General features: G+C 67.4%; 9 protein-coding genes. 6 read left to right on the top strand and 3 right to left on the bottom strand.

Annotated elements, in window-relative coordinates; all coding sequences use genetic code 11:
- Position 1 precedes the first annotated feature (1 nt).
- From CFB40_RS34595 to CFB40_RS34575, 5 genes are all read left to right on the top strand, one after another.
- Positions 2-1,597 (top strand): MBL fold metallo-hydrolase, encoded by a 1,596-nt coding sequence (locus CFB40_RS34595; protein ID WP_256976965.1) that lies wholly within the window; start codon positions 2-4, stop codon positions 1,595-1,597.
- Positions 1,598-1,686: 89 nt separating this feature from the next.
- Positions 1,687-3,132, top strand: a complete 1,446-nt coding sequence (locus CFB40_RS34590; protein ID WP_089433868.1) for a serine hydrolase domain-containing protein — start codon at positions 1,687-1,689, stop codon at positions 3,130-3,132.
- Positions 3,133-3,139: 7 nt separating this feature from the next.
- Complete coding sequence (locus tag CFB40_RS34585; protein WP_089429901.1) at positions 3,140-3,583, top strand: GNAT family N-acetyltransferase; 444 nt, start codon at positions 3,140-3,142, stop codon at positions 3,581-3,583.
- Positions 3,580-4,827: an MFS transporter gene (locus CFB40_RS34580; RefSeq protein WP_089429900.1), complete on the top strand. Its 1,248-nt coding sequence runs from the start codon at positions 3,580-3,582 to the stop codon at positions 4,825-4,827. The genes CFB40_RS34585 and CFB40_RS34580 overlap by 4 nt, the downstream gene beginning before the upstream one ends.
- A 92-nt stretch (positions 4,828-4,919) precedes the next feature.
- Positions 4,920-5,738, top strand: coding sequence for an aspartyl/asparaginyl beta-hydroxylase domain-containing protein (locus tag CFB40_RS34575; protein ID WP_089429899.1), 819 nt, complete (start codon positions 4,920-4,922; stop codon positions 5,736-5,738).
- A 350-nt stretch (positions 5,739-6,088) separates the two neighbouring features.
- Here the strand turns inward: CFB40_RS34575 and CFB40_RS34570 are convergent, their stop codons facing one another.
- Positions 6,089-7,837, bottom strand: a complete 1,749-nt coding sequence (locus tag CFB40_RS34570; protein ID WP_089429898.1) for a cholesterol oxidase substrate-binding domain-containing protein — start codon at positions 7,835-7,837, stop codon at positions 6,089-6,091.
- Positions 7,838-8,698: 861 nt separating this feature from the next.
- Complete coding sequence (locus CFB40_RS38425) at positions 8,699-8,998, bottom strand: hypothetical protein (protein WP_143329937.1); 300 nt, start codon at positions 8,996-8,998, stop codon at positions 8,699-8,701.
- 189 nt (positions 8,999-9,187) lie between these two features.
- Between CFB40_RS38425 and CFB40_RS34565 the strand changes: the two genes are divergently transcribed.
- Positions 9,188-10,009, top strand: coding sequence for a helix-turn-helix transcriptional regulator (locus CFB40_RS34565; RefSeq protein ID WP_089433867.1), 822 nt, complete (start codon positions 9,188-9,190; stop codon positions 10,007-10,009).
- Between the two features lie 282 nt (positions 10,010-10,291).
- Here CFB40_RS34565 and CFB40_RS34560 read toward each other — a convergent pair whose 3' ends face one another.
- Positions 10,292-11,182 (bottom strand): helix-turn-helix transcriptional regulator, encoded by an 891-nt coding sequence (locus tag CFB40_RS34560; RefSeq protein ID WP_089433866.1) that lies wholly within the window; start codon positions 11,180-11,182, stop codon positions 10,292-10,294.
- Positions 11,183-11,219 lie beyond the last annotated feature (37 nt).

Genomic DNA, 11,219 nt, shown 5'->3' with positions numbered 1-11,219 from the left:
CATGACCCAGATCTACCTGAAACCGAACGTCGTCTTCGAACCGCTGGTCAATCAGTGGTATGCGTGGACGTTCCTGCTGCAGCCGGCGACCTGCGCGCTGGTGATGAAGCAGGTGCACCTGCGCATCATGGAATCCTTCATCCGCGCACCCGAACTGCATCGGCGTTCCGCCGCGAAAATGGCCGGCGGGCCGTTCCTCAACGGCGGCCGGGAGCTCTTGCCGGCGGTCGACGCGCTGATCCGCGACACCCGCACGCGCGCCGCGCCGCTGCTGGCGCTGGCGGACGCGCTGCGCGAGCTCGACGAGCTGCTCGCGCGGGAAGGGGGCGGCGACACGCTGTCGCCGCTGTATGCGCGGGTGCCCGAGCCGTTGAAGGGCTTCGTCGAGCTGGGCTACGACCTGCGCGGCCACGCGTCGTACCGGCTGTTCGAGCGGCTGCTGTACGACAGCGCCGGCTATCTCGACGCGCTGCAGAGCGTGAACGGCTTCCTCGCGACCAGCGACGACCGGAGCTTCATGCTCAGCACGCCGCGCTTTCCCGACGAGCACATGGTGCAGATCCGCCTGCCGTTCCGCGACGCGCTGTACGACGAACTGTTCGCGGCTCGCCACGCGGGCGCCGCGCCGGACCTGATCGACCGCCTGCTGGTTCACGCGGAGGGCGGTGCCGAGCGGCGCGCGGCACTCGAAACCTGGTTCACCGACGCGCCGCCGCCGCGCCCGCCGTCGGCGCCGGCGCGCGCGGGGCAGCCGGTGCGGGTGCGCTACTTCAACCATGCGACGGTGCTGGTCGAAACCGCGGAATTTTCGCTGCTGACCGATCCGATCGTCGGCTATCCGCTCGGCCAGGGCGACGATCCGTTCACGTTCGCGGATCTGCCCGAGCGCATCGACTACGTGCTGCTGACCCACAACCACCAGGATCACATCGTGCTCGAGAGCCTGCTGCAGCTGCGGCACCGGATCGGCACGCTGGTGGTGCCGCGCAGCCATGGCGGGTTCCTGCAGGACCCGTCGATCCGGCTCGCGCTCGAGGCGTGCGGGTTCGAGCGGGTGGTCGAGGTCGGCGAGCTGGACAGCGTGCCCGTGCCGGGCGGCGAGATCGTGGCGCTGCCATTCCTCGGCGAGCACGGCGATCTGCATATCGCCGCGAAGATGGCGTTCGCGCTGAAGGTGGACGGCAAGAGCATGCTGTTCGCGGCCGACTCGAACAACCTGCAGCCGGAGCTGTACCAGCGTATCGCGCAGCGCATCGGCCGGATCGGCACGCTGTTCATCGGCATGGAATGCGAGGGCGCGCCGATGTCCTGGCTGTACGGCGCGCTCCTGAACGAGCCGCTCGGGCGGCAGTTCGACCAGAACCGCCGGCTGAACGGCTCCGACTGCGAGCGCGCGTGGCCGCTGGTCGAGTGCTTCGCGCCGCGCCAGGTGTTCGTCTATGCGATGGGCGCGGAGCCTTGGCTCAAGTTCATCTCCAGCATCGAATACGCGCCGACGTCGCTGCCGATCGTCGAATCGGACAAGCTGATCGCCCGCTGTCACGCGCACGACATCCAGTCCGAGCGGCTGTACCTGAAGAAGGAAATCATCCTCTGAGCGCGGGCGGCCACGCGGCCGTCCGCATCGTGTCGTGTCGTGTCGTCTCGTCTCGTCTCGTCGAATCGTCGAACCAGGAAACCACTCCCATGCCGGATCGTCATCCGTCCCGTGTCGCTGCCGCCTTCAAGATGCTCGCCGCCACGGCCGTGCTGTTGCTGGTGATTGCCGCGGGCCTGCTGTATTGGGCGCTGCCCGCCGCCACCGGCTACGCGTCGCACTACCTGTGCGTGCGCGCGCTCGCCGGCGGCGACGGCGATGCACGTGCGCTGTTCGCGCGCGAAGTCAAGCCGATCAATCCGTTGTTCAACTTCGTCACGTACCGGATCGACCGGGCGCGACAGACCGTCGAGGCCGCCGGGCTCGGCGTGCTGCGTTCGACGGTCGCGCTGTACCGGCCGGGCCTCGGCTGCACGATCGCGCCGGCCGATGAGATCGACGCATTGCGCGCGGCGGGCCGCGGCCTCGCGCTGCCGCCCGCCGCGGCCGATGCCGGCTACGTCGACCACTACGGCAACGCCGACGATGTCGCGCCGGCCGATCCGCTGCCGGCGCTGAGCGCCGTGCTGGATCGCGCGATGGCGGAGCCGTCGCCCGCGTCGCTGCGCAACACGCTGGCCGTGGTCGTGCGGCAGGATGGCAAGCTCGTCGGCGAGCGGTATGCGCCGGGCGTCACGGCCGACACCCCGTTGCTCGGCTGGTCGATGACGAAAAGCGTCACCGCGTTGCTGGCGGGTGTGCTGGCCCGCGACGGCAAGCTGACGCTCACGCAGGATCACCTGCTGGACGACTGGGCGCAACCCGGCGATCCGCGCCAGGCGATCCAGTTGCGCAACCTGCTGCAATGGACGAGCGGGCTGGATTACCAGGAAGGCTATCTGCCCGGCTCGGACACGACGAAGATGCTGTACCAGTCGACCGACATGGCGCGCTTCGTCGCGAGCCGGCCGCTGAAGGTCGCGCCCGGCCGCGAGGTGGACTACCAGAGCGGCGGCAGCGTGCTGGTCGCGAAGATCGTCGCGCGCGCGATTTCGCCGCGGCCGCTCGACGTCGTGCCGTTCGCGCGGGCGCGGCTGTTCGAGCCGCTCGGCATCCGCACCGCGATGATGGAGCCCGACGCGTCGGGCACGCTGGTCGGCGGCAGCTACATGCTGGCGTCGGCGCGGGACTGGTCGAAGCTCGGCCAGTTGATCCTGCAGCAAGGCGTGTGGCGCGGCACGCGCATCGTCGAGCCGGACTGGGTGCGCTTCATGGCGACGCCCCAGGCGGCGCGGCACGACGGCCGGCTCGGCGCGCATCTGTGGCTGAACGCCGGCGTCGGCGGCGCGCGCCGGTTTCCGTCGCTGCCGGCGGACCTGATGATGATGGACGGCTTCAATCACCAGCTGGTGGTGATCGTGCCGTCGTGCCGCGCGGTCATCACGCGGCTGGGCGCGACGGTGGACCACAGTTGGGATACCGAACGTTTCGTCGCCGACGTGATGGCGAGCCTGCCGGGCTGTGCGGGCCCGGCAACCACGACTGCCGCGAGGTAAGCGCATCATGAAGATCATCGTACGTGACGCCGTGGCCGCCGATACGCCGGCCCTGTGCGAACTGTTCCTGCGCTCGCGCCGCGAGACCTTCGTCTGGCAGCCGGCCGGCGCGTTCCAGCTGGCCGATTTCGAGGCCCAGACGGAAGGCGAGCGGCTGAGGGTCGCCGAGGACGACCGCGGGCGACTCGCCGGCTTCGTGTCGGTCTGGGAGCCCGACCATTTCATCCATCACCTGCACGTGCACCGGTCGCACCACCGGAGCGGCATCGGCCGGGCGCTGCTGCGCGCGTTGCCGGGCTGGCCGGCCACGCGTTACCGGCTCAAGTGCCTGCGCGCCAACGGGCCGGCGCTGGCGTTCTATGCCGCGTGCGGTTTCGTCGAGATCGGCGCCGGCAGCTCGGAAGACGGCGAGTACCTGCTGCTCGAGTCCGGCGGCAAGGACGGCCGATGACCGTCCACCTGCGGTACTGCCTGCAGCAGGCGGCGTTGTGGGGCACCTTCGGCCTCGTGCTGCCGGTCGTCACGTTGTTCCTGCTGCACAGCCATTTCACGCTGTTCGAGATCGGGCTTTACGCGGCGGTGTTCAGCCTGTCGACCATCGCGCTGGAACTGCCGTTCGGCGCGATGGCCGACCGCGTGGGCCGGATCCGGACCTATCGCATCTCGCTGCTGATGAACAGCATCGGCTGCGCGCTGATGCTGTGCTTCAGCCAGAAGCCGGTGCTGTACCTCGCCGCGGCGAGCTTCGGCGTCGCGCGCGCGATGAGTTCCGGCACCGTCGACGCGTGGTATGTCGGCCTGCTGCGCGAGCACGGCGAGACGAACCGGATTCCTTATTTTCTCGGCCGCGCGGAGCTGGCCTCCGCGCTCGGGCTGGCAAGCATGTCGCTGGTCGGCGGCGTGCTCCCGGACCTGATCGGCAGCCGGCTGTTCGACAACCCTTACCGGATCGGCCTGGCGCTCGCAGGCGGCTTGTTCATCGTGCTGCTGGGCCTGACGTCATGGTTTTTCGCCGAGGCGGAGCAGGCGCCGCCCGAGGCCGCGCCGGCCGGCCGGATGCGCGACGACCTGCGCGAACTGGTGCGCTTCGCGTGGCACGGCGGCGCGGTGCGGCCGCTGATCCTGCTCTGCATGCTGCTCGGCGGCGTCGTGTCGGTGCTGGAGAGCTACTGGCCGGTGGTGCTGAAGACGCTCGTGCCGATGCATGGCGCGACCTGGGCGTTCGGCCTGTTCCTCACGCTGATGCTGGTCGTCAAGGGCGCGGGCGGCTGGGTGTCGTATCGCGTGATGAAGCATTGCGCCGCACGGCCGGCGCTCGCCGTGTCGCTGCCGTTCGCCGGGCTCGCCGCGAGCCTCGTGCTGACGCGCTGGGCGAATCACGTGGTCGCGTTCGGCGCCGTGCTGAGCGGGGTCGCGCTGTTCCTCGGCATCGCCGGCGCGGTGGTCAACGCGGTGCTGCATCACCGGACGCCCGATGCGTTGCGATCGCGCGCCGTCTCGTTCTTTTCGCTGGTGTTCCAGCTCGGCAGCATGATCGCGTCGATCCTGCTCGGCTACCTGGTCAGCCAGTGGGGCGTGCAGGCGGTGTGGTGCGGCGTCGGCGTGCTGGTCGCGGCGGCGGCCGGGTACGGCGCGTCGATCGGCGGCTGGGCCGCCGACCCGATGGAGGAGGCGAAGACGACGGCGCGCGCGTAGGCCGGGCGCACCGTTTCGATTCATGTGTGATGCGTCATGCGGAAGCGGCAATTTTGTTGTTTGTCACCCCACGATAGCCAAGGAGATCGACTTTGAAACAGGAGATGCGCATCGCGATTCACGAGACGCTGGAGGCGCTCGTGTCGCAGTACGGGACCGCGGAGCTCGAACGCGTGATCGAGTTCGTCGACATCAACACGGGGCGGGTTCCGCTGCCCGCGTTGCCGAAATATCAGCGGCCGCTGCTGTTCTATTTCCCGGGGCTGGACGGCAAGCCGTGGTACGAGGCGTCCGACTATCCGGCGCTCGAGGCGTTCACGTCGACGTTCGAGGCGTCGGTCGACGTGCTGCGCGAGGAGTTTCTCGCCCAGGTGACCACGCCGATGCTGCTGCCGTACGAAGAGCAGGTGGCCGGGCGTTTCGAATCGATCCGGCGCAACGACTGGGGGTCGTTCTATTTCAGGCGCAAGGGCGAGCCCGAGGTCGAGGAGAATTGCCGCCGCTGCCCGCGCACCGCGGCGCTGATGCGGCAGGTGCAGGACTTCCTCAGCCCGAGCGGCGCCTTCATCTTTTCGGTGATCCAGGGCGGGACGCGGATTCCGCCGCATACGGACACGACGAATCTGAAGCTGACCTGCCAGCTTCCGCTGATCGTGCCGCGCGGTTCGCGGCTGCGCGTCGGCGACGAGATTCGCGAGTGGCCGGACGGGCGCGCGATCATTTTCGACGATACGTTCGAGCATGAGAGCTGGAACGACAGCAACGAGCCGCGGGTTTGCCTGCTCGTCGACATCTGGCATCCGGGCATCACGCGTATCGAGCGGGACGCGGTGGAGCGGCTCGACGCGGCGATCAGCCAGCATCTCGGGCTGGATTTCCGGCCGCCGTGGGCGGAAGCGGCCGCGGCGTAAGGCGGGGAGGGGCGACCGGCTGCGGGCGACCGGCGGCAGGCGGTCGCCTTTTGACGATCGACCGATGGCAGTGGGGCCGGTGCGGTTTTGCGCGGTGCTGTTGTCGAATCACGCGCCGCATCCGGCAATCGCTTCGACAGTCGTGCATGGGCCGGAGCGCTTCGCGGCCGCGCTCCCGCGGCCTGGCGACCCGCAGGCGAGCCTGTCAGGTCGTCGATTCAGCCGTTCCGCCGCTCGCCACGGTTCCAGCCTGCCGGCCGCCACATCCTGAATGACCTTGCGAACCTGCACGGTTCGCGCATCGTCATCCGTTCCGTGGCGGCCATGGCAGCCGGCTTCCGCCGGGATCCCTACGGCATCAGCCGGTCGAGCAGCGGCGACCGGAAGATCCGGTGCGGGTCGTAGCGTTCGAGGGTCGCGCGCGCCGTATCCCAGCTGCTGGACGGCGGCTGGCCTTCACGATGCAGGTTCGGAATCGTGGTGGTGAGCATCGTGTCGTCCTGCCAGGCGGCCGTGTCGGTATAGGCCCAGCCCTTCGACCATTCGGGGCGCACCGTCGCATACGAGCCGGTGTAGTTCGCGAGCATCCATTGCTCGATCTCGCGATAGAAGCGATCGGCGGCCGGCGTGCCCGGCAACGTCAGGATGTCGAACCATACGGCGGTATCCCATTCCGGCCGGTCGGGACGCGGCTTGAGCGCGGACAACGCGGGCACGGCCGCGCCCGCGCCGGCATCGGCCGGCTTGTCGAGGCCGGTGACGCGGATCTCGACCGGACCGTTCATCGGATACTCGTTGCGCGCCTTGTACGTGTCGACGCGGTTCTGATAGAACTGCACGAATTCGCTGATCACGCGCTGCACGTCGGCGCGCCGCGCCAGCACCGCGTAGCCGTTCGCGGTGACGCGCAGCGTCGTCGGCCGGATGTACTGCAGCACGGTGCGCGACCAGCCCCAGATGTCCCCGCTGAGCGTGAGTGCGAGACCGGCCGTCGTGATGGCCAGCTGCGTCTGGCCGAACAGCGGCGTCAACGCGCCTTCGCCGCCGATCACGATCCGCTTGACGAGATCCGAGATGGTCTGCGAGATCGAATCGGAGAACGGATAGTTGTACGGCTGCGTGACGGCGCGCGACAGGAACGGCTTGCTGGGTGTCGGCGTCCAGACCTTGAGCCACGGCTTGGTCGTGAACGGGAACCAGATGGCTTCCACCCGGCCCGAGCGATCGAGAAACGACGCGATCGTGCGGCCCGTCGAGCCGGCCGGCGCAAACAGCTCGGATGCCGGAATATCGACGTAGCTCTGGCAGCGCAGCCGCTGGTTCGGGCCTGCCGTCAGCGTGACTTCGACGACGAACGCCCGCCCGATGTGTGCGAGGAACGCGCCGATCTCGGGATCGCCGCGCTCGAACCGGCGCAGCACGTATTGCTGCCGGGCCGGATCGAACACGACCGCGGTGAGCGCGACCACGAGATTGCTCAGCGAGCCGTATGTATGGCCCGGCTGCAAGGTTTCACCGGCCGCCGGCACGGCGGTGCCGTGTGCATCGATCGCGAGCGCGCCGCCGAGCGTGATGTCGCCCGGTGCCGGCGCGGCAATCACGCCGAGGCCATATGGCTCGAGCGTCGCGAGCAACGACTCCAGCGAGACGCCCGTTTGGGCGGTGACGCGCGCCGGACGTGCCGACGTGTCGACGGAGACGGCCGTCAGCGACTTCGTCGTATCGAGCAGCACGAGGTTCGCGGCGCCGGCGCCCGGGTCCAGCGTCAGCGGCGACCAGTTGTGCATGTAGCCGCGCGGGCGTATCCGGTAGCCGTTCGCGCGCGCCCAGTTGACGGTCGCGACGACGTCGTCGGCGGAGCGCGGCGCGGCGGTCCATACGTCCTGCACGGCGATCTCGCCGCTCCAGTTCTGGAATGCCTGCTTGTAAAGCGGGATGTCGGCCGGGAAGCCGGGCGGCGTGTCGCCGGCCGTCCGCGCGTGTGCCGCGATCTGGTAGAGCGGGGTCCAGCCGGTGACGATGCCGGCCGCCGCGAGTTTTGCCATGTCGGCCAGGAAGGCGCGACGCGGCGCGGGTTCGTCTCGGAAGTCGTGACTCATGGTGTGCTCCAATTTTTCGGCATTGTTTTGAAGATTGGAAAGACGACAAATGACGCGTTGAGACTGGTGTGGCAATCGATGCAGGCGTGACGCTCGGGAAGCGTTGCGCTCGGGTCGGGCAGGATTGAAAAAGAACGATGCGTCCGGCAATGCGCGGGCCGCGCATCACCACGGGCGTCTAAAAGGAAATCGAAAAACCGCCGGGAGATTGCTGCAATTGGCCGTCGGCCTGTTCTGTCGACAAGCGGATAGGGAAATTCGACGGAATCGCGTGCGGCGAAGCGCTAGCCGCGACGATCGACAAAAGATGATTTCACGTGAATATTAATCGTCCTGTTTCGATTTTTTAAATAAACCCGGCCGTAATTCAAGGTTGATTGATGATGCGTCGTATATTTCGGTCGAAAGCGTAGCAATTTATCTATGGGGTGACAAGCGGCGGAATTGAAGAATTCCGACTCATTTAATATGGAAATTTTATGACGGGAAATGGCTTCGCCCTTTGTTGGTGTTTTGCAACGCCCGTCCCGGCAGCACGCTGCCGTGGGCTTGGGCGGAAACTATGCTTTGCCGTCGCGCATATTGAATCGATTGTTGAGTGAATCGAAATAGCGTCCGGAAGATACGGCTTGAAACCAGCTCGATGAGCGGGGGCTGGTGAAATCCGACAATTCCTCTCTCGAATGGTGCCCCCGGATGAAAATTCGTGGTAAGCGTCGCTCGACCGATTATTACAAAAGTTCGTGGTAAACGAATGTTGATTTATTCGTGCGTTGATAATAATGCCTATTTCCGGTTATCAAGCGGTGTCGTTTTAAAAATAAATTTCGGGTTAACTGCAAATGTCTTAAATCATCGCTATCATACGCGGCTGGGATATACATGGATCAAATTCAATGGAAAGAATCGTTTCGCTTTTTGATCGACATTTTTCGTTGAATTCACCGGGAACGCGCCTGCTTCGAGCCGGCGCCGGGTTGTCCGATTCAGGTCTTCAGCACGTCCGGCGGCGGCGCGTTTTCGTCCCGCCACGCGCATCGACCGAAATGGACGTTTCGGCCGCTGGCAGCGTCGCCCGTCATGAACGTCCATCGATGCGACGCCCACCGCATCGCGCTGTCCGATACGGAGGAAACATCGTGCCTGTTTCTCGCTCGTCATCGGTCTGTTCGATCGTCGGTGACGCGGCGGCGCTTGCCGTGCCTGACGATCATTCGCACGCGCATCGCGTGTTCCGGATCGCGCGCCGGCGGCGCGCGTTGCCCGCCTGAGAACGCGTGCGACACAGCGCGACCCGACGCGCGCCGGCGTTGCGCCAGGTCCTCAAGCACGCACAACAAGGAGAGTCAGATGTTCGCGAAGCTCGGGAAGGTGATTTCGAGCGCCGGCAGTGAGCGGTTCGCATCCGACATGCATGCATTGCTGGTCGAATCGATTCCGCTCGCGATCACCCGGATGACTGAATGGACGCTCGACGAGCCGGCGGGCGAAGTCGTCCGCGTGCAATCGCTCGGCGCGTTCGGCGCACCGGGCGGCGACGGGCGCGGCGCGCCGGCCGCGCACGGCGAGCGGGAACCGGCCGCGCATCCGCCGTTGAACCGGATCCTGGCGGCCTGCGACCGGCAGCTCATTCACATCAATCCGCTGTTGCGGCGTGGCAATGGCGGCGACGTCGCGCCGCCGCGCGGGCCGGGCGGCGGATTTCAGTGCCATCTCGTGTCGGGCAAGGCGAATCGCCGCTACGTGATCTCGCTGCATCGCACGGCATCGCATCGCGACTTCTCGTTGCAGGAGATGTCGTTCCTGAAGAATTTCGCCGATACGCTGTTGCCGCTCGTCGAGTGGCATGCGTCGACGCGTCGGCACGGCGAGCGTGAATGCGCAATGGCGCCCGGTGCGACGGCAGGCTTGCCCGGCGTCGACGCGCTGCGCCACGAGTTCGAATCGCGGCTCGCGCGCGCGCGGGTCGTGCTGTCGGCGCGTGAAAACGAAGTGTGCCTCGGCCTGCTCGCGGGCAAGATGCTGCGCGAAATGGCCGGTGAGCTCGGTGTGAAGGAGAGCACGATCGAGACGTACATCAAGCGCGCCGCGGTGAAGCTCGGCATCAGCGGCCGGCACGGGCTCACGAAATGGATGATCGACGATTCCGTACCGTGCGCGTCGGCGGCGTGACGCCGCCGGCCGACTAGCCAGGATGGCTGCCGCGCGCGCCCGCGCCGGCACGCGTCGTCGCGAGTGATGACGACGATGTCACCGGGTGCGGCAGCGCGGGTTGCGGCGCCGGCTAGATTGCCGACGTGCGACGCGAGAGGGAAACCGGCGGCAGTCGTCCCATGGAGTTTCGCGCGTCGCCTGCGCCTGCGTCGGCGTCGGCGTCGCGCGCGCTGAAGTGCCTGGCGTGCCGCGCCTGACGCACGCCGCGCCGCCGGATGGGCGTGTTCGGGCCGCGTGCCCTCAGGTTCCGATGCGCGGCGACGCGTAGTCGCGCCGCACGCTTCGCATGCCGTCCCCGCCCGCTTCCGTCGCGGCCCCGGCCGTCTCGTCGAGCATCCAGCGCGTCAGGCCATGACGCCCGCTGAAGCCCAGCTTGACGGCGGCCCGCTTCAGGTAGGTCTCGACGGTGCTTTCGCGCAGCGCGAAACGCATGGCGATGGCGGGCACCGTGTCGCCGGCCAGCAGTGCCGTGCACGCCTCGATCTCGCGCGTCGACAGCTTGACGCCGGCTTGCCGCAGACGCTCGGCGAACCGCCGCGCCACGCGCTCCCGGCCCGATTGCGTCGCCGGCGGCGCGGCGATAGTCACTTGGGCGGCCGGTGGCGTCGCGTCGAGCGCCGCGACATGGCTCTCGACGATCGGAAACAGCACGTGCGAGAGTTCCTTGAGGAAGGTTCGCTCCTGCGGCGAGAAATCGTCGAACGTACACGTGCGATACAACGAGATCACGTAACAGTGGCCCCGCTTGCGGGTCACGAGGTGGAATTGCGCGTAACGCGGCGACACGACCGCCGCCTGCATGACGATGAAGCGGTCGAGCTGCGCGTGGATGGGACTGTGGCCGGCGAGCGTGTCGTCGACGTGCAGGGGGCTCGCCCCCGGGCGCGGCGGCATCTGCGGCCCGCAACAGGCGGCGGTCACCCCGGCCTTCGCGAGCGCCGCGCCGACCACGCCGAGGCTGCGCACCGCGGGATGGCCGTCAGGTGAGTCGTCGACCGCCAGCTCCGAAATGCGGATCTCGTCGACGGGGACCGCCGCGGCGATCAGGTTGTACATCATTCGGGGAAAACGTCGGCTCCCGCTGCTCGAGATCGCTTCGCCGACGTGTGCGAACAATCTGCTGAACTCCATGAAAGGATTCCTGATGAGACGTTGAAGCTGCGCGTGT

Source organism: Burkholderia sp. AU31652 (assembly GCF_002223155.1).
Classification (GTDB): domain Bacteria; phylum Pseudomonadota; class Gammaproteobacteria; order Burkholderiales; family Burkholderiaceae; genus Burkholderia.
Note: the sequence above shows the minus strand (reverse complement) of the source record. Positions and strands in the feature narration are given on the sequence as shown.

What these genes read in the sequence shown, in the direction of transcription:
- CFB40_RS34595 (WP_256976965.1), top strand. Translation starts at nt 2, where the DNA reads ATGACCCAGATCTACCTGAAACCGAACGTCGTCTTCGAACCGCTGGTC.
- CFB40_RS34590 (WP_089433868.1), top strand. Translation starts at nt 1,687, where the DNA reads ATGCCGGATCGTCATCCGTCCCGTGTCGCTGCCGCCTTCAAGATGCTC.
- CFB40_RS34585 (WP_089429901.1), top strand. Translation starts at nt 3,140, where the DNA reads ATGAAGATCATCGTACGTGACGCCGTGGCCGCCGATACGCCGGCCCTG.
- CFB40_RS34580 (WP_089429900.1), top strand. Translation starts at nt 3,580, where the DNA reads ATGACCGTCCACCTGCGGTACTGCCTGCAGCAGGCGGCGTTGTGGGGC.
- CFB40_RS34570 (WP_089429898.1), bottom strand. Translation starts at nt 7,837, where the DNA reads ATGAGTCACGACTTCCGAGACGAACCCGCGCCGCGTCGCGCCTTCCTG.
- CFB40_RS38425 (WP_143329937.1), bottom strand. Translation starts at nt 8,998, where the DNA reads ATGACGAGCGAGAAACAGGCACGATGTTTCCTCCGTATCGGACAGCGC.
- CFB40_RS34565 (WP_089433867.1), top strand. Translation starts at nt 9,188, where the DNA reads ATGTTCGCGAAGCTCGGGAAGGTGATTTCGAGCGCCGGCAGTGAGCGG.
- CFB40_RS34560 (WP_089433866.1), bottom strand. Translation starts at nt 11,182, where the DNA reads ATGGAGTTCAGCAGATTGTTCGCACACGTCGGCGAAGCGATCTCGAGC.